This window comes from Arthrobacter sp. R4 (genome assembly GCF_051365025.1).
Lineage (GTDB): Bacteria > Actinomycetota > Actinomycetes > Actinomycetales > Micrococcaceae > Arthrobacter.
The window spans coordinates 18,135-38,184 of sequence record NZ_JBLWIJ010000001.1; the positions used below are offsets into that span (position 1 = coordinate 18,135).

At 63.3% G+C, this 20,050-nt stretch carries 18 protein-coding genes, 1 tRNA gene and 2 riboswitches; of the genes, 7 read left to right on the forward strand and 12 right to left on the reverse strand.

Going from position 1 to position 20,050, the window contains the following annotated elements:
* Nucleotides 1–1,415 precede the first annotated feature (1,415 nt).
* The 5 genes from ACLKOZ_RS00100 to ACLKOZ_RS00120 all read right to left on the reverse strand — a co-directional run bounded on the left by ACLKOZ_RS00100 (nucleotide 1,416) and on the right by ACLKOZ_RS00120 (nucleotide 4,563).
* Nucleotides 1,416–1,541 (reverse strand): hypothetical protein, encoded by a 126-nt coding sequence (locus tag ACLKOZ_RS00100; protein ID WP_436472148.1) that lies wholly within the window; start codon nucleotides 1,539–1,541, stop codon nucleotides 1,416–1,418.
* Nucleotides 1,538–2,323 (reverse strand): metallophosphoesterase family protein, encoded by a 786-nt coding sequence (locus ACLKOZ_RS00105; RefSeq protein WP_436472149.1) that lies wholly within the window; start codon nucleotides 2,321–2,323, stop codon nucleotides 1,538–1,540. The genes ACLKOZ_RS00100 and ACLKOZ_RS00105 overlap by 4 nt, the downstream gene beginning before the upstream one ends.
* Complete coding sequence (locus ACLKOZ_RS00110) at nucleotides 2,320–2,637, reverse strand: hypothetical protein (protein ID WP_436472150.1); 318 nt, start codon at nucleotides 2,635–2,637, stop codon at nucleotides 2,320–2,322. Before ACLKOZ_RS00110 ends, ACLKOZ_RS00105 begins: the two co-directional genes overlap by 4 nt.
* A 635-nt stretch (nucleotides 2,638–3,272) precedes the next feature.
* A complete protein-coding gene (locus tag ACLKOZ_RS00115) occupies nucleotides 3,273–3,656 on the reverse strand; it encodes a hypothetical protein (protein ID WP_436472151.1) in 384 nt (127 codons plus the stop codon).
* A 220-nt stretch (nucleotides 3,657–3,876) separates the two neighbouring features.
* Nucleotides 3,877–4,563: a hypothetical protein gene (locus ACLKOZ_RS00120; RefSeq protein WP_436472152.1), complete on the reverse strand. Its 687-nt coding sequence runs from the start codon at nucleotides 4,561–4,563 to the stop codon at nucleotides 3,877–3,879.
* 902 nt (nucleotides 4,564–5,465) lie between these two features.
* Between ACLKOZ_RS00120 and ACLKOZ_RS00125 the strand changes: the two genes are divergently transcribed.
* Nucleotides 5,466–5,535 (forward strand) — tRNA-Ser (locus tag ACLKOZ_RS00125).
* A gap of 179 nt (nucleotides 5,536–5,714) precedes the next feature.
* On the opposite strand, the gene ACLKOZ_RS00130 is transcribed toward ACLKOZ_RS00125, so the two are convergent.
* The 3 genes from ACLKOZ_RS00130 to ACLKOZ_RS00140 all read right to left on the reverse strand — a co-directional run bounded on the left by ACLKOZ_RS00130 (nucleotide 5,715) and on the right by ACLKOZ_RS00140 (nucleotide 8,360).
* Complete coding sequence (locus ACLKOZ_RS00130) at nucleotides 5,715–6,674, reverse strand: 2-hydroxyacid dehydrogenase (protein WP_436472153.1); 960 nt, start codon at nucleotides 6,672–6,674, stop codon at nucleotides 5,715–5,717.
* Entirely contained in the window at nucleotides 6,671–7,870 is a 1,200-nt protein-coding gene (locus ACLKOZ_RS00135; RefSeq protein ID WP_436472154.1) for a pyridoxal phosphate-dependent aminotransferase, read from the reverse strand. Before ACLKOZ_RS00135 ends, ACLKOZ_RS00130 begins: the two co-directional genes overlap by 4 nt.
* 142 nt (nucleotides 7,871–8,012) lie before the next feature.
* Nucleotides 8,013–8,360: a hypothetical protein gene (locus ACLKOZ_RS00140; RefSeq protein WP_376049184.1), complete on the reverse strand. Its 348-nt coding sequence runs from the start codon at nucleotides 8,358–8,360 to the stop codon at nucleotides 8,013–8,015.
* Nucleotides 8,361–8,524: 164 nt separating this feature from the next.
* On the opposite strand from ACLKOZ_RS00140, the gene ACLKOZ_RS00145 reads away from it, so the two are divergent.
* The 3 genes from ACLKOZ_RS00145 (at nucleotide 8,525) to ACLKOZ_RS00155 (ending at nucleotide 9,977) form a co-directional block, all read left to right on the forward strand.
* Complete coding sequence (locus ACLKOZ_RS00145; protein WP_337350404.1) at nucleotides 8,525–8,722, forward strand: hypothetical protein; 198 nt, start codon at nucleotides 8,525–8,527, stop codon at nucleotides 8,720–8,722.
* A 108-nt stretch (nucleotides 8,723–8,830) separates the two neighbouring features.
* Nucleotides 8,831–9,133, forward strand: a complete 303-nt coding sequence (locus tag ACLKOZ_RS00150; protein ID WP_436472223.1) for a DUF4193 domain-containing protein — start codon at nucleotides 8,831–8,833, stop codon at nucleotides 9,131–9,133.
* Between the two features lie 292 nt (nucleotides 9,134–9,425).
* The gene (locus ACLKOZ_RS00155; protein ID WP_436472155.1) at nucleotides 9,426–9,977 is read left to right on the forward strand and encodes an AMIN-like domain-containing (lipo)protein; all 552 of its coding nucleotides are present in this window, start codon (nucleotides 9,426–9,428) and stop codon (nucleotides 9,975–9,977) included.
* Nucleotides 9,978–10,116: 139 nt separating this feature from the next.
* Here the strand turns inward: ACLKOZ_RS00155 and ACLKOZ_RS00160 are convergent, their stop codons facing one another.
* From ACLKOZ_RS00160 to ACLKOZ_RS00170, 3 genes are read right to left on the reverse strand one after another with little or no spacing between them, the layout of a single operon-like run.
* On the reverse strand, nucleotides 10,117–11,679 hold the full coding sequence (locus ACLKOZ_RS00160; protein WP_436472156.1) for an APC family permease: 1,563 nt from the start codon (nucleotides 11,677–11,679) through the stop codon (nucleotides 10,117–10,119).
* A gap of 13 nt (nucleotides 11,680–11,692) precedes the next feature.
* Nucleotides 11,693–12,718: an agmatine deiminase family protein gene (locus ACLKOZ_RS00165; protein ID WP_436472157.1), complete on the reverse strand. Its 1,026-nt coding sequence runs from the start codon at nucleotides 12,716–12,718 to the stop codon at nucleotides 11,693–11,695.
* The gene (locus ACLKOZ_RS00170; protein ID WP_436472158.1) at nucleotides 12,715–13,764 is read right to left on the reverse strand and encodes a nitrilase-related carbon-nitrogen hydrolase; all 1,050 of its coding nucleotides are present in this window, start codon (nucleotides 13,762–13,764) and stop codon (nucleotides 12,715–12,717) included. The genes ACLKOZ_RS00165 and ACLKOZ_RS00170 overlap by 4 nt, the downstream gene beginning before the upstream one ends.
* Nucleotides 13,765–13,968: 204 nt before the next feature.
* On the opposite strand from ACLKOZ_RS00170, the gene ACLKOZ_RS00175 reads away from it, so the two are divergent.
* Nucleotides 13,969–14,448 carry a Dps family protein gene (locus ACLKOZ_RS00175; protein ID WP_436472159.1) on the forward strand — a complete coding sequence of 160 codons (480 nt, stop codon included), beginning with the start codon at nucleotides 13,969–13,971 and terminating at the stop codon, nucleotides 14,446–14,448.
* 106 nt (nucleotides 14,449–14,554) lie between these two features.
* On the opposite strand, the gene ACLKOZ_RS00180 is transcribed toward ACLKOZ_RS00175, so the two are convergent.
* The gene (locus ACLKOZ_RS00180; protein ID WP_436472160.1) at nucleotides 14,555–16,135 is read right to left on the reverse strand and encodes an MFS transporter; all 1,581 of its coding nucleotides are present in this window, start codon (nucleotides 16,133–16,135) and stop codon (nucleotides 14,555–14,557) included.
* Nucleotides 16,136–16,204: 69 nt separating this feature from the next.
* Here ACLKOZ_RS00180 and ACLKOZ_RS00185 point away from each other — a divergent pair, with 69 nt between their 5' ends.
* Together ACLKOZ_RS00185 and gcvP are read left to right on the forward strand one after the other, a co-directional pair.
* Nucleotides 16,205–16,744, forward strand: a complete 540-nt coding sequence (locus ACLKOZ_RS00185) for a TetR/AcrR family transcriptional regulator (RefSeq protein ID WP_337346313.1) — start codon at nucleotides 16,205–16,207, stop codon at nucleotides 16,742–16,744.
* 117 nt (nucleotides 16,745–16,861) lie between these two features.
* Nucleotides 16,862–16,960, forward strand: a riboswitch (glycine riboswitch).
* Nucleotides 16,961–17,108, forward strand: a riboswitch (glycine riboswitch).
* A 38-nt stretch (nucleotides 17,109–17,146) separates the two neighbouring features.
* Nucleotides 17,147–20,047 (forward strand): aminomethyl-transferring glycine dehydrogenase, encoded by a 2,901-nt coding sequence (gcvP, locus tag ACLKOZ_RS00190; protein ID WP_436472161.1) that lies wholly within the window; start codon nucleotides 17,147–17,149, stop codon nucleotides 20,045–20,047.
* The last annotated feature ends 3 nt before the right edge of the window (nucleotides 20,048–20,050 follow it).

Here is a 20,050-nt window from a genome sequence, read left to right on the forward strand (position 1 = left end):
GCTCGTCAGCGTACTGTCAGAACAGCACTTTGGAGGAGGTCTACGCGACAGGCTACTAGGGGAGGGCGCACTGGCCTCAAGCCGCAGCGGACTTACGGTGCACCAACTCGGCGAGTCCATCCTCGCCGACATCCCGGACAACGGGTTGGTGGGAAGCGCGGAAACACCTCCGCATGTTCCTCAGTGAAGCCCCCGTTCGCGGGGCTCACTTTCGTCGAGAAGATCGTCCACGCTGAGCAGCTGTGGGAAGTAAAAGATCGGCGCCGCAGCCAGCCAGTTTTTCACCTCGCGCCGCAAGGCAGCAGCAGGGCTTGTCCGCCTCGCCGAACGCCGGATAAACCAGGGTCGGACACTGAACTGCACCGTCCTGCGCCTCGACAATGAGGACAAGCCCGACTGGGAAACGCCAGCTACGACGTAGCCCAGGTCTTCGCCGCCACCGGCTATCCGGCAGGTGGTACCGACGGGGTTCGTGCAGTCACCATCGACTGCATCGAGGCGATCCTTACGGTCTAAGCGGTGTTGTTGGCGGCCCCGGGTTAGAAGCCGCAGACCTCGGAGACGGTGGCTGCCGGGTCGCTGATCCTGGACCCCGCCGACTGCATGACCTCCTTGCCTTCTGGCGCAACCTCAGCGATCGTGCCAAACAGCTTACAAAGCCTGCTGCCCTACGGGATTCAGGCATCGTCACCCAGTATGAAAGTTCGCAAAAAAGATGGCTGAGCTGCTGGCGCGCCTCTGACCAGCCCCTTCAACCATTGGCAGGGCCTGAGGCGGTACGTCAACCATGGCGTGTACCCAACGACACCTGTCGCGGCTCGGGGAGCATAGGGCAACACCATGGAACAACATACTGAGGGTGCCGTCGCGCGGGCCGCCAAGGGAGGCCTTTTCGGCGGAACGGACCCCAGTTGGAGGCGCCCGTCAACGGGCACGTCGGTCGCGATCGGCCGGGGAGCACCGATCATTCCCGTTGAGCCACCCACCCAGGGCCTGAAGCCGGTCCGGCTGCCGGTGATGGGTGCGCAGGTGCCCAGCCACTGTGGACCAAACTCTTTGGTCCTTCTGACACAGGCCATTGTCGCCGGGGATAGGATCCGCAGGGCCCCCCTCTCACAGCCCATCACAAGACCCTCTAAGCTAAGTGCCCCAAATCCATCCCGGCGACAATGGCCTTCAGAGGGACTAGGCGGCCCATTCGCACACGAGCCCGCCCTTGCCTCATACCAAAAAGCCCCGGAACGGCAACCGTTCCGGGGCTTTCCTGCGCCCTAAGCCTGTTTAGTCCTGCAGCGTGTCCACGGCCTTGGCCGCATGGACGATGCTTTCCCAGCCGCGCCGGCCGGCCGTGACGGTCTTGCCGTCCACTTCCACACCCTTGTTCAGGTGGGTCGTCCTTTCCGGCCCGTGCCCGGTCAGGCCCAGGCGTCGGCTGGAGGACCCTCAAGCTGCGTGTCGACGGCGCGCCTCGCAGGAACGTTGGGGCTGAAGCCGTCGAAATGGAGGGTCTTCCAGGCCCCCCGGCCTCTGGCGTTGGTCATCTTCCTTTGATCAGGAGGGGTTCGATCCGGAGCCGGTTGTCACCCGGCCAGATCAGCACACCGTTTCCTGCCGGGTTGTTTTCCATCCCGAGGACATCAACCCGCGTCAGTTGTCCATCGGGATGCTGCAGCTCGTGGGTAAGCCTCTGATGCCAGTGGCCCGAAAGGACATGAGCTGGCCTGAGTGTGGTTACGACCTCTCGCAGCAAAAGCCGGGTGCCGTTGGCCCGTTCTACGACGTGCGCGGGAAGGTTGAATTCGCTCCGCACGGGTATGCCAGCAGGAACGTCGTGGGTGATGAGGATGTCGACTGGTCCGCCGCCGATCAGATGCTCTGCCTGGGCCGCGGTGGGCTCTTCATCGGCCCACCAGTCTTTCCCTTCTGTTCGCCACTTTTGATCGATGGAATAGGCTCCGCCAAGACCGCCGACCTGAAGACCCTCGACCTGGGTACGTCCACCTTTAGGCAGTACACCGAGGTTGCTTCGCCAAGAGATGAGTCCATCCTCCTGAGTCTCGCGCTTGTTGATGATGCTCAAGTTGTCATGGTTGCCCGGCGAAACAATCAACATCAAGCCGTATTCGACCAGTGCCCGATTCACTCGCTGCTCGTAGCGTCCGCGTTTGGCACCGGGCCAATCAAGAGAGAAGTCACCCACGTGGATGATTGTCTTCACGCCTTCTCGCGCCGCGCAGGCGATTGCCTTCACTGCCCACCCCTGGTCGCCATGCCAATCCCCGAAGACTGCGATGGGGGATCGGGATCCCGTCGCATCGCTCACTGGTCCGCCACCGTCAGGTCTTCGATGAGGACGACGGGCGATGTTGTCCTCATCGTGGGGATACGGTCCGCACGGACTTGTAGCCAGATCAGCGCCGGGGCCCCAACCCTGCAGCTCTCAAGCAGGAGGAGTTCCATGGCCTCTCCATCCCGGCGCAGTTGCGAAAACCCTGCGACCAGATACTCAAAAATCGGTGCGGTCGCGGCCATGGTCCGCATTAGTGTCCGGGCGTCCAAGTCGAGCAAGTAGTGACTACCGGTCGCAGTAGTCACCAAGTACCGGCCGGCGTCAGCGTTCCGCAGTTCCTCTCGCATGACGGTGAGCGTATCGGGCGGCACCGACATCGAGGCGTCCCTGTACACGGTTGCTAGGGCTGCCCGTGCACTGAAAAAAGACTTAGTCGCCTGCGGAAAATGGGGTTGCCCGCTCGAGATCCGGTCTATGTTCGCTCATTTCGCGGCCCATCCAGATCGCTCGGAACGCTGACAGGGCATGCCCGGCTAAGCCACCCAAGAGCTGGTTCCCGTCGCAGTAAGCGAATGACTTCTGGGGTAGCCAAGACCAGCAGTGCGACCTGCAAATCCCGCGTGACCAGATGCTGAAATGCTGCCACGGCATCAGTCCGTGCGTGATGGCGCGGAGTTTCCGGTCCTCGTTCTGCACCGTTACGAACGGTTTCGCTCACGCCGAAACGCCCGCACGAAAGCGACGATCCCGACGAGGAAGATCACAAGTCCGGCCACCGCCACGATGCCCCGCACCGGTGTGAGCGTGCTGAACGCAAGCGACAGGGAGGCAAAGATGAGCGCCGACGAGCGCCCCCAACGCCCACAGCCAGGCCGGCGTGGGTGGCCTCTTCCTCGTATTCACTCGGATCAGCATGAAGGAGGATGCATGGGCCGCGGGTGCCATCCGTGCAAAGCGAAGACGCTCCAGAAACGACCGTCGCCTAGGGGACTAACGGGCCCGCATCCGAATCCTCGTCAGGTTCATCACCGAATTTGATCTCCGTCACTAGCTCGGACAGAACCGATCGCACAGTTGCGACGATTTCCGATGCGAGCGGATCGGCGACTGCGTGACGCTCACGGAGCACATCAGCCAACCTCTCCCCCACTTCATCCTCCGTGAGCAGCCACTGCGACACCTCGGCGACCATCCAGTGTGCGGTGTCGTACGCGACTTTCCGGACGACCGGCTCATATTCCGCCCGCCACGCAATTTCACCGTGCTTGCGAGCCACCTCGATCTCCATCTCGCGAAGCAAGGCAAGCTTTTTGGCTTCCATGAGTCGCTGGGCGGCCGCGCTAAGGGCCGTGTCAAAGTCCGTCATTCGGATGGTTCTCCTTTCCGTGCAAGAAGACTAGATCGCTTGAAGTCGATAACCAAAACCCGAGATCTGGTCACCACCGGTACGGTTGACCGCAAGGTAGGGGTCACCCACACCGCACCTTCAGAAGTTAGAGCGCAAACCTAAATTCCATCACGTTCCGTGGCCGAATGATCTCAACGAATTTTGCCTAAGGTCACCCTGCTCCGAGGCAGTGGCAGCCTCATCTCGGGAGGCATTCCCCGATGAAACCTAGGTAGCAGACGGCCGTATGGGTTACCGCAGGTTCATAGTCATCGTTACCCACTTTACGGCTCGACACTTCAGCCCTCCGACTGAGGTGCCCGGGGCCTCCCAAGCTTGAAACTACCCAGCCCGGCCGATCCTCTGCTTTCATTTCATCTATGGTCCTTAGATAGGAATTGCATGTTACTGAACCCAAAAATGCCAACTCAATATCAGCACACGCATAATTATACTGATCGACGTGGGCATTAATGCAATCATTATAAGATTGCCCCACCCAGCAGACCGGATTATCGTCCTCTCTAACAATATACTTGCCGGTGAGATGCTGTTCCGAGGTGAACGTCTCTGGGCTCTCTGGCCGATCCGTAACCGTGTGCACCTCGGCTGTTTCAACCGCGACCACCACTACAATCTGAACGGCCGTCACAGCGCCCATCGTCCAGGCGACTTCCCTGCTCAACCTCTTTGTACGCTGTTTATTGCTACCATCAGCGCCTGTAGCATTCCTGATGCCCGCCGACCTGATCACGAGATCGATCACTAGACTGGTAATTGCAATCGTTAGAACGGGCCCAATGTAGTAAAACCAATACCCCTGCATCCATAGCACTGCTATACCGGTTGCACCTAAAACGACGAGGGCCCAGTAGGTGAACCTCATGGAGGTAGTTAGCGGAAGGACGACCTTCGACAAACAGCTTGCGCAACCAGCCCGCATAAAACCGAACGGCCCCGCCTTCGGTTTGGCGGAGAAATGCACACCACAGGCCTCACAATAGAGATCGTCAATCTTTTTCAATACTCAGTGCTTTCTGAAGAAGGACGCCAGCCCGAAAGCTGGACCAAACAGTTCAACAAACATAAGGCCAAGTTTGAATATTGACGAATATGGGACTGCCCCGAGTTTCGTTGACTCTCTGTCAACAAAAGCCGGGGCAGTCCCGCCTGACCTTTATATAGATATTTCACTGTAGTGCCGCAGCCACAGAGAAACCTTGGGAAATTCTTGGGACGTCTCGCTGGTCGCATTCGGTACTACTGTCCGCACCCCCGATCGCCGGTGCTACGTGTTCGGCGATGTTGCGCAGAGCTTGAAGTTGGAGTCCACTCCCCGGTTGATTAGGCACTGCCACCAGCAACGGCCAGTTGGCGGACGGCCTCGTCCCCAAGAATGAGAGCCGACGTAATGGTGGATGTCCGAAAACATACGCCATTGCGCTGGACTAGGCTGTGCTCGCTTACCGCTCAGGTAGGGAGAACTAGGTGTCGGTAACGTGGTGGGTCGGCCTCAGCTCTAGTGAACCTCCTGTGAGAACAGACGGTCGTCGTACAGGCAACTACCGTCACTGAGGGCGCGTTGTTGGCGTATACCGGCTGCCATCCCCCGGGCGGGGGCGCGAGCCCGCGGGGCACGCCTCCTGTCGATCGGCACGCTTCCGGAGAGCGATCCACGGAAACGACACGTTTACGACACGCTTTGAACGGGAACTGCCGGGACCACGCGGGTATGATTTCGACATCAATAGCTGCAAAATTGCTGGTCAGAGGCTGGTTCAGGGCACCGCCGGGAGCACCCGGGATACCCCGCCGCGATAAGCGGGGGTCGTCGGTTCGAATCCGACAGGAGGCTCCAGATACCCCTCCGTTCCGGCGATTTCGCCCCGAACGGAGGGGTTTTTCTTGCCGCGACACTGGGCACCACACACTTGAGGAAGATGGGCGTGTCCCGGCCAGGAACGAGTACGAGCCCCGTCCTTCCGGACGGGGCTCGTACTTTATTCACTCGGCTGGCACGTCAGTGCCCGACTGCCCCTAATTTAGTGGGGCAGGTGGTCGTTCGTCGCTGAGCACGGCGAGCACGTTCTCTGCTGCGAGCATCGCCATGGCGGTACGGGTCTCGACAGTGGCGGAGCCGAGGTGCGGCACGAGCACCACGTTCTCGAGTTCGAGCAATCCGGGGTGCACGCTGGGCTCCTTCTCAAAAACGTCGAGCCCCGCGCCCGCAATCTGCCCCTCGCGAAGCGCCGATGCGAGCGCCGCTTCGTCAACGATCGGTCCGCGCGCGGTGTTGACGAGGTACGCCGAGGCCTTCATCGCGGCGAGTTGTTCCGCGCCGATCAGATGGTGTGTGGCAGGCCCGTAGGGGCAGTGCAGCGAGACGACGTCGGAGATGGCCAGCAGCTCGTCGAGCTCGACCCTCCGGGCGTCCAGTTCGGTTGCGACCGTGGGGTCGATCTCACTGCGTGACTGGTAGACGATGTCCATGCCGAAGGCCCTTGCCCGGCGAGCGGTCGCCTGGCCGATGCCGCCCATGCCGACGATGCCGAGGGTCTTGCCCTGCAGGCTGCTGCCGAGCAGGAAGAACATGCCCCACTTCCACTCCTGGCCGGAGCGGATGAGCCGTTCCCCCTCGCCGAGCCGGCGGGTCGCAGAGAGGATGAGGCCGAGCGCGATGTCGGCAGTGGCCTCCGTGAGCACGCCGGGTGTGTTGGTGGCGACGATGCCCCGTTCGGTGCAGGCCGGCACATCGATGTTGTCATAGCCGACGGCGACGTTCGCGACTACTTTGAGCTGCGGGCCGGCGGCGTCGAGCAGTTCGGCGTCGATGCGTTCGGTGAGCAGGCTTACCACGGCGTCGGCCCCGGCTACCCGGCGCAGCAGCTCCTCGCGGCCAATCGACTCCGGACCCGGCCAGGCATCGACTTCGTGCTCGGCGCGGAGCTTCTCGAGTGCGGTTTCGGGTACCCGTCCCGTGACGACGACCCGGCTCATGCCGTCTCGATCCACTTGCGCAGGCGGCCGAGGCCATCGCGGATATCAGCGACGTCGATGCCCGAGTAGGCGAGCCGGATGTACTGCCGGTCCTCGCCTGGTTGGCGGCGGCCGAAGTGCTCGCGGGTGCAGAATGAGACGCCGGTTTCCTGCAGCGCTGCCGAGGCGAAATCGCCGACTGCCGTGTAACCCATGCGTTCCATGGCATCAGTGACGTCGGGGAAAAGGTAGAACGTCGACTGCGGCACGGCGACGTGAACGCCGGAGATGTCGTTCACGAGTTCGCATGCGGCATCCCGGCGCTCGCGCAGGATGTCGAGCATCTGCTGAACGGGTTCCTGGGTGCCACGGAGCGCTTCGATGCCTGCCCATTGCACGTAGTGCGTGGTGCACGACTCATCGTTCGTATTGAGTGTGCTGAGAATCTTGGCGATCTCGATCGGGGCGACGGCGCACCCCAGGCGGGACCCGGTCATGGCGAACTTCTTGCTGAACGTGTAGAGGATCACGGTGCGCTCCGCCATTCCGGGAAGCGACGCGATCGAGCTTGAGACACCCTCATAGCGCGTCTCGAAGTACGCCTCATCGGAGAGTACCCAGAGGTCGTGCTCCTGCGCGAGCTGTGCGATTGCCTCACGCTCAGCCGCCGTCGACTCGGCGGAGATGGGGTTCTGAAGGTCGTTGTAGATGATTGCGACAGTATTCGGGGTGATCGATGCCCGCACCTGGTCGAGGTCGATCGCGAAGCCTTGGCTCGTGGGCAGGTAGCGGTATGGTACGGCCGTGCCACCAAGGTACTCGATCTGGGATTCGTAGATCGGGAAGCCCGGGTTGGGATAGAGCACTTCCTGGCCGGGGTTCATCACAGCCTGCAGGAACTTGGTGATGACGGGCTTGCCGCCGGTCATCACGACGACGTTGTCGGGGGAGAATGTCATGCCTCGGCGGGCCCCGAGATCGTCGGCGAGGGCCTCGCGCAGCTGCGGGATGCCGGGGCCGGGACAATAGCCCGTATAGCCGTCGGCGATGGCCCGATTCATCGCTTCGACGATATGGGGGGCTGTCGGAATGTTGATATCGCCGAGATGGAAGGGGTACACGAGGTTCCCCTTTGCTTTCCAGGTGGCCGCGGCTTGGGCGACGCTGAAGGCGGTTTCGGTGCCCAGGCGTTCGAGCCGGTGCGCAAGTTGCTGCATACTGTTCCACTCCTCATCGAGTTGACGATCGATCCTCTGCGGATTCAAGTCATGACTAATATATCAGACCGCAAGATGTGATATCCGGGATATATCCCAAGGAACAGTCGAACAGCCCAAGGACGGCCCCAGGCTGAAACGTTTACTCCGAATCGATCAGCTCCAGAAGCTTCTTTGCGGCGTCCTTGATATCGTCATGCCCGTATTGGGCGGCCCGGCTCTCCAACGAGATCACGGCGCAGCGGTGCACCTTCTTGAAATCGCCGAACGGAAAGCTCACGCTGCCTTTGGTTTCGTCCGACTTTTCGTCGTCGCGTCCCAGGTGCCATTGGGCGAAGTCGTCAAAGCCATGCTTGTCGATAAAGGCGTTTTCGTCGTCGGCCGACGGCGCGTGCTCACTCCAGTCATCGCGGACATCGCGTTCCACCTTCCCGTCCCTGACGAGTTCACGGGCATGCGTCAGGGCTTTGCGGTTGAGTTTGACTGCCATGGTGGTGCCTCCTCGGGTCGCAATGGAGAATACTTGCATTTTCAGCGTAGGACTGACTTGCACGGGCCGCCAGAACCCAGGCCGCTACACAAAGGCGTCAGGGCTTAACAGCCGCGAGACGGCTACGAAATGAGCCCACAACATTCAGCCCGTACGTTCGGTTCATGACTCCTCCGTTGCTTGCTTCCGCCAGTTCATGGCTCGCCGATGTGTTCCTCTGCGATTCGGTTGACCAGGCGGCAGATGCGATGGCTGACGCCACTCGCTGGGGCTGGCTCCCGGCACTTAGCGGCATCGCTGTTGCAAGCGACCACGCCAGGGCCGCGCACGCTGCTGAGGCTTCGAAATCCAACAAACGGTAGCAATATGTCTGGTTGGGCACACTATTCTCCAAGTCACGGCATAATGACCTAAACTGCTTCACTGAGGTGCCTGAAATGGCGCTGCGCAGCAACGAAAGTGAACCCGCTATGGCTACCGATTACGACGCTCCACGTAAGCAAGAAGAAGAGTCTCCCGCCGAGTCGCTGGAAGCCCTCCAGGCCACCCGTTCAGGTGCCGCCCAGACCGCGGTTATCGACGTCGACGAGAACGACACCGCCGAAGGCATCGACCTTCCGGGAGCAGATCTCTCCAACGAAGAGCTGACCGTCATTGTTGTTCCCGAACAGTCCGACGAATTCACCTGCTCGTCCTGCTTCCTGGTCCGCCACCGATCCCAGGTCGCCCGCGAAAAGAACGGCATGAAGTACTGCCGGGACTGCGAAGGCTAGCTGCCCCACGCCCATGTGAAAGGCGCCGTCCACGCTCGTGGACGGCGCCTTTCTGCGCTCCGGCCCGGAACCTCGCAAAGCCGCGTGCCGGCGTCGTTATGATGCATAACGCTAGTGTCCAGAAACGGTGTTAATAGGGTTTCTTTTGCCCCCGCAGAGCCCCCATGATTACGCCCGCGTGACCGGAGTCCGGCGCTTTTAACGGTTCCGCGCCGAAGCGGATACAACCCTTCTTAAGGGCTTTTGAGGCTCCTACGCTTGAGCTATCCAATCACTCGAAAGGTGGCCCACAATGAAAAAGATTCATACGTGGCTCGCAGTCATTTTGATGGCTGTCGGATTGGGTTTCCTGGCTCCGGGGCCTGCCTCGGCAACCACGTCCTATTGCGGACTTGTTTGGGGATCGCTGGAAAAGAGCAATCCTACGATGAGCGCCGCATCAGTAACCAACGTGCGGACGGGGCAGCATTACTGCTTCGACCGGATGGTGGTTGATCTCAACGGCCCTGTGGCCGGCTACAACGTCCGCTACGTCGACTACGTGGCACAGGACGGCTCCGGACACTTGGTTCCCCTGCGGGGGCAGGCGTTCCTCAGCGTCACCGTGACCGCGCCGTCCTACGACGTCGAAACCGGCGCCGCTACGTACAGCCCGGCCAACCAGGCCGAACTGACCAACGTGGCGGGCTACCAGACCTTCCGTCAGGTAGCTTGGGCAGGCAGCTTTGAAGGCTACACAACCGTGGGCCTTGGCGTCCGCGCACGGCTCCCATTCCGGGTATTTACCCTGGACGGACCGGGCTCCGGATCAAGGCTCGTGGTGGACGTAGCGCACTTCTGGTGACCATCGGTTCAATGGCGAACCGGCGTTGAGATAAGCACAGTAAACCCAAGAACGGCACCCTGTTCCGGAAATCCGGGCCAGGGTGCCGTTCTGTGTGCTCGCGGTCGGGCAACCGCGGAGGCCAGCCAGCGCGTGGCGCCTACTCGGGCACCACCAGTGCGGGGGTGTCGCGTCGGATGGTCTCACCGCGGAAGAACCCGGGGCGAAGGCGGGCCATGATCACCATGAACACTGCACCGAGCGCCAGGATCCCGATACCCAGGACAAACACCAGCCCCACGCCGAAGACCTCTGACCCGCTGCCGAATTCCGGAGCCCAACTGTCCACGGCCGTTTGCAGGAAGACCACAAACAAGCCGACGCCGCCCAGTACCGGGCACAGGAGCCGCAGTACGAAGTTGCGGACGCTGCTGAAAACGCTGTTCCGGAAGTACCAGGCGCAAGCGATCGCGGTGAGGCCGTAGTAGAAGCAGATCATCAGGCCGAGCGCCAGGATGGTGTCGTTCAGGACGTTCTCGCTGATCACATGCATCACCGCGTAGAAGCCGGCAGACAGGACGCCGGCGGCAATGATGGCGGTGCGCGGCGTCGAGAAACGTTTGCTCAGGCGACTGAGCGGCTTGGGAAGCGCGCCGTAGTGGGCCATGGCGAGCAGGCTGCGTGAAGGTGACATGAACGTGGACTGCAGCGACGCCGCGGAGCTGGAGAGCACGGCGAGGGACATCAGGATGGCGAATGGTCCCATGATGGGGGAAGCCAGGGCGATAAAGATATTCTCCTGGTTATCGGGGTTGCTGAGCCCGTTGCCGGTATCGCCGATCCCGGCGAACATCATGGTGGAGATGCTGATCATCAGGTAGATGCCCAGGACGATGACGGCGGTGAGGGTCCCTGCCAGTCCAGCCGTCTTCTTGCCGTTGGTGGTTTCCTCGTTCACGGTCAGGCATACATCCCAGCCCCAGTACACAAAGATGGACAGCGAGATGCCGGCCGCGATTTGGCCGAACGTCTCGATCCTGGTGACGTCAAACCATTCCCAGCTAAACGGGATGGCTGTTTCAGACGTGGACCAGTTAGCGAAGGCCATGGCCACGAACAACCCCAGGACCAGCAGTTGGAACCCCACCAGGCCGTACTGCACCAGCTTGGTGGTGTGCATGCCGCGGTAGCTGATCCACACCGCCAAGGCTACGAAGACGAAGCAGGTCAGCACGTTCAGCGGCTTGTTGGCGGCGAGGTCCGCCAGCTCGGGTGAGCCCGTCAGCTGTGACAGGAAGAGGTAGAAGAAGTCCACTGCCACGGCGGCCAGGTTGGACAGCACGATGATGTTTGCCGCCAGCAGTCCCCAGCCACCCATCCAGCCAACCCACGGACCGAAGGCTTTAGTGACCCAGGTGAACGTGGTGCCGCTGTCCGGGGAGTCGGCGTTGAGCTCCCGGTAGGCCAGTGACACCAGGATCATGGGGATGAACCCGATGAGGAAGATCACGGGCAGCTGTAGCCCGGCCTCGTTGATCGTCGGGCCCAGGGCACTGGTCAGCGTGTACGCCGGGGCGATGGTGGAGATGCCCAGGACCACAACGGCCAGCAGGCCCAGCTGCCCGCCCTTGAGGCCCTTGGCCGTAATGCCGTGCGCAGTGCCCGGCGCGTCAGCCCCACCGGGCTGGCCGGCGGGGGTGCTCTTGCGGATAGTTTGCGTCATTGTCCAGCGCTTTCTACGAGGCAGCAGGCTGCTGTTGGGTGATGCAATGAATGCCGCCGCCACGGGCGAAGAGCTCCCGGGCGTCGATGCCGACCACACGCCGGCCGGGGTAGGCCTCGGCCAGGATCTGCAGCGCCTTGTCATCGTTCGGGTCCGCGAACGTACACGCGATGACACCGCCGTTGACCACGACGTGGTTGATGTAGCTGTAGTCCACAAAGCCCTCCTCATCCCACAGAGTTTCCGGAGCGGGGACTTCGATGATGTTCCATTCCCGTCCGGCCGCATCCCTGGTGGTGCGGAGGTGCTCGATGATGTCCCGGCTTACCTGGAAGTCCGGGTGGCGGGAGTCCCGCTGGGAATGGACCAGCAGCGTGCCGGGGGAGGGGATGGCTGCCACGATGTCCACATGGCCGCGGGTGCCGAACCTCTCCGAGTCCCGAGCCAGTCCGCGGGGAAGCCAGATGGCGTGGGTTGCACCGATAGTCCGGGCGAGCTCCGCCTCGACGTCCGCACGGCTGAGTCCCGGGTTACGGCCCGGATCGAGCTGCACTGTTTCGGTAACCAGCACGGTTCCCTCGCCATCCACCTGGATGCCGCCGCCCTCATTGACCAGGGCGGAGAGAATGTGGCGGGCGCCTGAGCGGCCGGAGATTTCGCCGGCGACTAGTGCGTCCTTGTCCCAACGGGCCCAGTCCTGGGCGCCCCAACCATTAAAGACCCAGTCGACGGCGCCAAGGTGCCCGTCCTGGTCCAGCACAAAGGTGGGGCCGATGTCCCGCATCCACGCATCGTTGAGCGGGGCCGCGAGTACCTCGACGGCAGGGTGGAGATAGCGGGCGGCGATGCCGACGTCGTCGGGGTCCACCACCATGGTGACCGGTTCAAACTCGACGGCGGCATTGGCCACCGCCGCCCACGTCGACCGGGCAGTGTGGGCAGCTTCCTCCGTGTCGCCCAGCGTGTACCCTCCGGTGGGGAAGGCCATCCAGAGCCGCTCCTGGGGAGCGGTCTCGGCGGGCATGCGCCAGGAACTCATGCGCTCACCCCTTCGACTACGGCTGCTTCGCCGCCGAGCGGCAGGTCACGCCGCACGGGGTCTGTGAGGCGGCCGTAGGTGTCGGGGCGGCGGGTGGCCAGGAAGGGGAAAAGGGTAAGCCAGTCGCGCCGCTGGTCCAGGTCGAGGTCTGCCACCAGAACGGCGGAGGCGTCCCGCGGGGCCTGGGCCAGAATCCGGCCATAGGGATCGGAGATGAACGAGGAGCCGTAGAAGTTCAGGGTCCCCTCGCTGCCCCAGCGGTTAGGGGCGATCATAAAGAGCCCGTTGGCGATGCCGTTGCCCACGATGACCTGCTGCCACAGCGGCTGGGTGTCGAAGTCGGGGTGGTCCGGTTCCGAGCCGATCGCGGTGGGGTAGACCACGATTTCGGCGCCGCCGAGGGAGTACAGCCGGGCTACCTCGGGGAACCATTCGTCCCAGCAGGTGGGCATGCCCAGCCGGGCGCCGCCCAGTTCCGCCGGCGCGTGGACCTCGTAGGCATCGGCCGCTGCGGGCCCTTGGCGGAAGAACTTGTCTTCGTAGTAGCCGGCGGTGACCGGGATGTGCAGCTTGTGCGTGCGGGCCAGCAGCTCACCTTCCGGGGAAACCAGGATGGCGGTGTTCAGGCCCAGCCCGTCATCGCTGCCGTCCGGGTTGTCTGCCTTCTGGTACAACGAGGCGTGGACGGAGACCCCGTGGCGGCGGGCTGAGTCCGCGGCGAAGCGGAAGGTGGGTCCGGTGAGCAGGTCTTCAGCGGTGTCGGAGGGCCGGGGCCGGTCCGCCGGTGGCTGTACGGCTCCGCGCCGGGGAACGTCGTTCTCCGGGCGGGTGTCCGCGGGGTAGCGGGAAAGGGTGAGTTCGGGCAGGAATACTACAGTGGCACCGAGCCTGGCGGCACGGCCGATGCCCTCGTCGAGTTCGGCCTGCAGGACGGCAGTGTCCGCATGCCAGCGGTGCTGCACGACGCCGACCCGGAGGGCAGGGCGTTCGGACGGCGCTGTCCGGGCCAAGGAGTCGGGCGAGTCGAGGCAGGAAATTTCAATCATGTGCTTACTTCCAGTGAGACGACCGTCACTAAATGAATGACGTTCATTTAGTATGGACGGCATCCGGCTTTCGCGCAAGGGCTTATATGAATCCCATTCTTTTATGTCACCTCGTTCGGAATAGTAAGCTCACTGAGAAATTTTGCTCCGTAGGCTCATCACGGCTGATACGGTCAGGATCACTGGACCAATCGAGGAGGATTCATGAAAGCTTCACCGACCCTGACCAACAACCTCCAGGCCGTTCTCGCGGACCTGATCGAACTGCACATCCAGGGCAAGCAGGCCCACTGGAACATCGTCGGCACCAACTTCCGGGACCTCCACCTGCAGCTGGACGAAATCGTCGATGCCGCCCGCCAGTTCGCCGATGACATGGCCGAAAGAATGCGGGCCCTGCATGCCCTCCCGGACGGCCGCAGTGCCACGGTGGCCAAGAGCACCAGCCTGGCCCCGTTCCCGGCGGGCCTTATCAACACCAAGGATGCCATTGAGCGGATCGTCGCCGCCCTTGAGGCCGCCGTTGGGACCATGCGCAAGGTCCATGACGAAGTGGATGAGGAAGACCCCACCACCGCAGACCTGCTGCATGAATTCATCGCCAAGCTGGAACAGTATGCGTGGATGGTGAATGCGGAGACCATGAAGGCCTCCGCCAGCGTCACCGCACCGGACGCAAAGTAGCGAATAACGCGCAGTAAAGCGCCCGGCGCCGGAGCCATCTCCGGAGCCGGGCGCTTTCTTGTTGCGAATGACGCTGAGCCCTGCCGGCTTCGTGGAATGCGCTCGCCTAGTGCGCCTTGGGAACGCGGTGAAGTGCGACGGCGGCAAGCACCGCAGCTCCTGCCAGTAGGACCAGGGCGATCCCCGCGGTGATATGCACCCCGGAATCGAAAGCCGCACGCGCTGCGGCGCGGAGGGCTTCCGCGAGCGGTGCGGGCAACGTGCCAGCGAGCTCCATGGCACCGGCCAGGGTTTCGCCCGCCTGGTGAGCGCCGGATCCGGATGTGGCCGCTGCGAGACCGGCGGGTACCAGCAGGTTGTGCTGGTACGAAGCGGTCAGGATGGAGCCCAGGACGGCGGTCCCCAGCAGCGACCCCACTTCGTAGCCCGTCTCGGAAATGGCGGCTGCCGCGCCTGACTTCTCGGCGGGAACAGCGCCCAGGATGAGGTCGTTCGAGATGGTCTCGGCCGTTCCCACCCCCAGGGCCAGGATGAGGAGTGCTCCCAGCAGGAGGGCCGGGCCGGCGCTGTGGTTGCCGAAGGCCACGAGCCCGTGGCCGGTTGCGCTCAGGGCCAGCCCACCGGCCACGACAAAGCCCGGACGGACCTTCCGCACCAGGGGTACTGCCACCAGTCCGGCCACCACTGTTGCCACAAGGGCCGGGATCATGGCCACGCCGGAGGCGGACGGCGTCATGCCCTCCAGTAACTGGAGATGCTGGGCGAGGAACAGGATAAAGCCATTGAAAGAAAACAGCGCCAGGACGTTTGCCGTGATGGCCGTACTGAAAACCCTGTTGCGGAACAGGGACATGTCCAGGAGGGGGCTCGCCAGCCGCAGTTGCCGGCGGACAAAGACGAATCCCATGGCAAGGCCAAACCCTATGACGAGCAGCGGAAGCGTCCCTATGCCTTCAGTGGCAAGTTCTTTGATGCCATAAACAACGGGCACCATCACCAACAGGGAAAGCAGGATGCTTGGCACGTCAACCCGCCCGGGGTGTGGGTCCTTGGACTCCGGGATGAAGGCGGGACCGAAGGCCAGGAGGGGCAGCATGATGGGTACGGCGACCAAAAGGATGGCGCCCCACCAGAACTGCTCCACCAGCCAGCCACCGAAGATCGGCCCCAGCGCTGCGCCGCCGGAAAAGCCGGCCGCCCAGATGGCCACGGCCAGCCGGCGCCGGTTGGGGTCCGGGAAGATATTGCGTATGAGGGACAGGGTGGACGGCATCAGCATGGCCCCGAAGAATCCCAACGCCGCCCTGCCGGCTATCAGCCACTCTGGGCTCGGGGCGAATGCTGTGGCCGCCGAGACTGCCGCGAAACCGACACTGCCGACCAGCAGCAGCCGCCGGCGTCCAATCCGGTCACCCAGGCTGCCCATGGCAACCAGCAGCCCGGCAAGCACGAGGGGATAGGCGTCCACAATCCACAGCAGTTGGACGCCTGAGGTCTCCAGGCTTCTCGCGATGGCAGGCAGCGCAAACGTCAGCGCCGTGTTGTCCACGGCAACCAGGAGTACCGGAAACATGAGCAGTCCCAAAGCGAGCCAGTCCCGCCACTGCCCGGAAGTGCCGGCGGGTATTGATGCGGTGGTGGGTGGCGTGCTGCGGGTGTTCTGCCGGGAGGTTGCGGACGGTGTCATGGAAATAACTGTACCGTCTGGACGGTATAGTTAAGAAATGAGGGACCCTTAGGATGCATGATTGGACCCATGGCCAGAAAACCCGTCGCGCGAGATGCCGTCCTCGACGCCTTTGAAGAACTTCTCATCGACGTCGGGGAGCGTGCTGCCACCCTCGATGCAGTTGCCAAAAAGGCCGGGGTGTCCAAGGGCGGCCTGCTGTATCACTTTCCGAACAAGGAAACGCTGATCACCGCAACCCTTGAGCGCCTGGACCGCCTGGCCGGTGAGGACCTTACAGCCATGGCGGCAGCGCCTGAGGGTGCCGCGGCGTACTTCATCCGGTCCTCACTGTGGTCGGACACCCCCATGGACCGTTCGTTTGTTGCCGCCACCCGCCTGGCCGAGGTGGCCCACGAGGAGGCCCGCCGTCGTTTCGCCGCCATCCAGCAGCAGTGGCTGGAGTTGATCGGGGCGGACGTTGGCAAGGCGATGGCCAAGGCCGTGCTGTACATGGGGGACGGGTTGTACTTCAACGCCATGTGGGAGAGCGGGCCGTCCGGCAATGCAGACGGCAGGCAGGGTGACGTTGCCGAACTCCTCGCAGCGGTAGAGCGGCTGAGGGGCTGAGTGGCGCCAGGCCGGTCCAAGGTGGTGACGCGGTCACCATTTGCCCGAAAGCCTGCGGCATAGGACAATTGGTGATGGCTGTCACCGGCCAATCTCAATCCCAAATGAATAAGCCTTTGATCTGCGGCGGGAGAGTTCTGCTAGTAGGTACAAGCAGGCGCCGTAGGAGCAAATCCTCCCCAGGAATCTCTCAGGCCCATGTACCGCCGCGGCGAGGCAACTCTGGAAAGTAGCAGGCTGTCCGCCTGAGGTGTCCCGGTTCGTTCCGGAACACCCGGACCGGTTTGCTCACCGACGGTGCAAGTGTGGTCCCGCAGCAGCGGAACCGCACGGAAACTCTCAGGTCCAATACAGAGTGGGGAGGAACCCGAATCGATGTGGCGTACCCTCGCCGCCTGAATTATGGAGTTCCTTGTGACCGTCTATCCGGCCTCCGCCGCCCCAGCTACCGCTACTTCAGCCTCTGCGCCCTTTGTTGACAGGCACATCGGTGCCCGCCGTGAGGCTGACGTCGACGCCATGCTTAAGGCCGTCGGTTACGACACCGTCGATGCGCTGGTAGACACCGCGGTTCCGAAGGACATCCGCCAGGACTCCGCGCTGGAACTCTCAGCAGCGTTGAGCGAGGTTGAGACGCTCGCCGAGCTTCGCAGGATCGCCGCCAAGAACAAGACCGCCGTGCAGATGATCGGCCAGGGCTACTACGACACCGTGACGCCTCCGGTGATCCGCCGCAATATCCTCGAGGGCCCGGCCTGGTACACCGCGTACACGCCCTACCAGCCGGAGATCTCCCAGGGCCGTCTTGAGGCGCTGCTGAACTTCCAGACCATGGTCCAGGACCTCGTGGGCCTTCCCGTCGCCAACGCGTCCCTGCTGGATGAAGCCACCGCCGTGGCTGAAGCCGTGCTGATGATGCGCCGGGCCAACAAGAACAAGGACGCCCGCGATGGCAAGACCGTCCTGGACGCCGACTGCCTGCCGCAGACCATCGCCATCGTGAAGGGGCGTGCTGAGGCCCTGGGCTTCGAGGTGGAGGTCGCTGACCTTTCCAAGGGCCTGCCCGACGGCGTCATCAACGGTGTGGTGCTGCAGCAGCCAGGTGTTTCCGGCCGTGTCTTCGACCACTCCGCCGTGATCGCCGACGCCAAGTCCCGCGGTGCCCTGGTGACCGTGGCCGCGGACCTGCTGGCACTCACCCTCATCACGCCTCCCGGCGAGCAGGGTGCCGACATCGCCGTCGGCTCTGCCCAGCGCTTCGGCGTCCCGCTGTTCTACGGCGGCCCGCATGCCGCCTACATGGCAGTGCAGAAGGGCCTCGAGCGCTCCATGCCGGGCCGCCTCGTTGGGGTCTCCAAGGACAACGCCGGCGTGCCGGCCTACCGCCTGGCGCTGCAGACCCGTGAGCAGCACATCCGCCGTGAGAAGGCCACGTCCAACATCTGCACCGCGCAGGCACTGCTGGCCATCGTGGCCTCCATGTACGCCGTGTACCACGGTCCGGACGGCCTGAAGGCGATCGCGCAGGCCGCCCACCACCACGCGAAGACCCTCGCTGCGTCCCTGAAAGCCGCCGGCCTGGACGTGCTCCACACCAGCTTCTTCGACACTGTCACCGTTTCGGTACCGGGCAAGGCCGCCGCGATCGTCGCCGCCGCCGAAGCCAAGGGCATCAACCTGCGCAGCATCGATGCCAACACTGTTGGCTTCTCCACCGATGAAACCACGACGCCGGCAATCGTCGATGACGTACTGGCCGCCTTTGGTGCCGAGGCTGTTGACGCGGCCGCTGGCACCGACCCTGCGTTCGAGCTGGATGCCGCCGTCGAGCGTTCCTCCGACTACCTCCAGCACCCCGTGTTCAGCACCCACCGTTCCGAGACCCAGCTGCTGCGCTACATCCGCAAGCTTTCGGACCGGGACCTCGCGCTGGACCGCACCATGATCCCGCTGGGCTCCTGCACCATGAAGCTGAACGCCACCGCCGAGATGGAAGCGATCTCCTGGCCGGAATTCGCCTCCATCCACCCGTTCGCGCCCGACTCCCAGACCGAAGGCTGGCGGGAACTGATCGCGGACCTCGAGTCCCAGCTGACCGAGATCACCGGCTACGACCAAGTATCCATCCAGCCCAACGCCGGTTCCCAGGGCGAGCTCGCCGGCCTGCTGGCTATCCGCGGCTACCACCGCTCCCGCGGGGACGAACAGCGCAACATCTGCCTGATCCCAGCTTCGGCGCACGGCACCAACGCGGCCTCGGCCGTCCTGGCCGGCATGAAGGTGGTTGTGGTAGCCACCGCCGCCGACGGCACCATCGACCACACCGACCTCTACGCCAAGATCGAGGCCCACAAGGACGCACTGTCCTGCATCATGATCACCTACCCGTCGACGCACGGCGTCTACGACGCCGACGTCCGCGAAGTCTGCGACGCCATCCACGCCGCAGGCGGCCAGGTGTACATCGACGGTGCCAACCTGAACGCCCTGGTGGGCCTGGCCCAGCCCGGCAAATTCGGCGGCGACGTCTCGCACCTGAACCTCCACAAAACCTTCTGCATCCCGCACGGCGGCGGGGGACCCGGTGTAGGCCCGGTCGCCGCAAAAGCACACCTGGCACCGTTCATGCCGGGCAACGCTGCCACCTGGACCGAAGGCGACGGCGTCCCGATCTCAGCCTCCCGCTTCGGCTCCGCAGGTGTCCTGCCGATTTCCTGGGCCTACGTGAAGCTCATGGGCGGTGCTGGCCTGACCGAGGCCACCAAGTCGGCACTGCTCGCGGCCAACTACATCGCGGCCCGCCTGAACGACTTCTTCCCGGTGCTGTACACGGGCGAAGGCGGACTGGTGGCGCATGAGTGCATCCTTGACCTGCGTGAGCTGACCGCCAAGACCGGCGTCACGGCCGAGGACGTGGCCAAGCGCCTGATCGACTACGGGTTCCACGCCCCCACCCTGGCATTCCCCGTGGCCGGGACACTCATGGTGGAGCCCACCGAGTCCGAGGACCTGCACGAGATCGACCGTTTCATCACGGCGATGATCGCCATCCGGGCCGAAATCGACCAGGTGGCCCACGGCGACTTCACCGTCAACGACAGCCCGCTGCGCAACTCCCCGCACACGGCTGCTGCCGCCATCAGCACCGACTGGGACCGTGCCTACCCGCGCGAACAGGCCGTGTTCCCGGTGGCCTCGCTCAAGCAGGACAAGTACTTCCCACCAGTGGGCCGCATCGACGGAGCCGCCGGCGACCGGAACCTGATCTGCTCCTGCCCGCCGCTTTCCGAGTTTGAAAACTAAGGA

Bases quoted from the DNA above. Each gene is read 5' to 3' on its own strand.
- ACLKOZ_RS00185 (WP_337346313.1), top strand. From the start codon at position 16,205: ATGGCCAGAAAACCCGTCGCGCGAGATGCCGTCCTCGACGCCTTTGAA.
- ACLKOZ_RS00120 (WP_436472152.1), bottom strand. From the start codon at position 4,563: ATGAGGTTCACCTACTGGGCCCTCGTCGTTTTAGGTGCAACCGGTATA.
- ACLKOZ_RS00115 (WP_436472151.1), bottom strand. From the start codon at position 3,656: ATGACGGACTTTGACACGGCCCTTAGCGCGGCCGCCCAGCGACTCATG.
- ACLKOZ_RS00165 (WP_436472157.1), bottom strand. From the start codon at position 12,718: ATGAGTTCCTGGCGCATGCCCGCCGAGACCGCTCCCCAGGAGCGGCTC.
- ACLKOZ_RS00170 (WP_436472158.1), bottom strand. From the start codon at position 13,764: ATGATTGAAATTTCCTGCCTCGACTCGCCCGACTCCTTGGCCCGGACA.
- ACLKOZ_RS00160 (WP_436472156.1), bottom strand. From the start codon at position 11,679: ATGACGCAAACTATCCGCAAGAGCACCCCCGCCGGCCAGCCCGGTGGG.
- ACLKOZ_RS00130 (WP_436472153.1), bottom strand. From the start codon at position 6,674: ATGAGCCGGGTCGTCGTCACGGGACGGGTACCCGAAACCGCACTCGAG.
- ACLKOZ_RS00155 (WP_436472155.1), top strand. From the start codon at position 9,426: ATGAAAAAGATTCATACGTGGCTCGCAGTCATTTTGATGGCTGTCGGA.
- ACLKOZ_RS00100 (WP_436472148.1), bottom strand. From the start codon at position 1,541: ATGACCAACGCCAGAGGCCGGGGGGCCTGGAAGACCCTCCATTTCGAC.
- ACLKOZ_RS00145 (WP_337350404.1), top strand. From the start codon at position 8,525: ATGACTCCTCCGTTGCTTGCTTCCGCCAGTTCATGGCTCGCCGATGTG.
- ACLKOZ_RS00140 (WP_376049184.1), bottom strand. From the start codon at position 8,360: ATGGCAGTCAAACTCAACCGCAAAGCCCTGACGCATGCCCGTGAACTC.
- ACLKOZ_RS00150 (WP_436472223.1), top strand. From the start codon at position 8,831: ATGGCTACCGATTACGACGCTCCACGTAAGCAAGAAGAAGAGTCTCCC.
- gcvP (WP_436472161.1), top strand. From the start codon at position 17,147: ATGGAGTTCCTTGTGACCGTCTATCCGGCCTCCGCCGCCCCAGCTACC.
- ACLKOZ_RS00110 (WP_436472150.1), bottom strand. From the start codon at position 2,637: ATGCGAGAGGAACTGCGGAACGCTGACGCCGGCCGGTACTTGGTGACT.
- ACLKOZ_RS00135 (WP_436472154.1), bottom strand. From the start codon at position 7,870: ATGCAGCAACTTGCGCACCGGCTCGAACGCCTGGGCACCGAAACCGCC.
- ACLKOZ_RS00180 (WP_436472160.1), bottom strand. From the start codon at position 16,135: ATGACACCGTCCGCAACCTCCCGGCAGAACACCCGCAGCACGCCACCC.
- ACLKOZ_RS00175 (WP_436472159.1), top strand. From the start codon at position 13,969: ATGAAAGCTTCACCGACCCTGACCAACAACCTCCAGGCCGTTCTCGCG.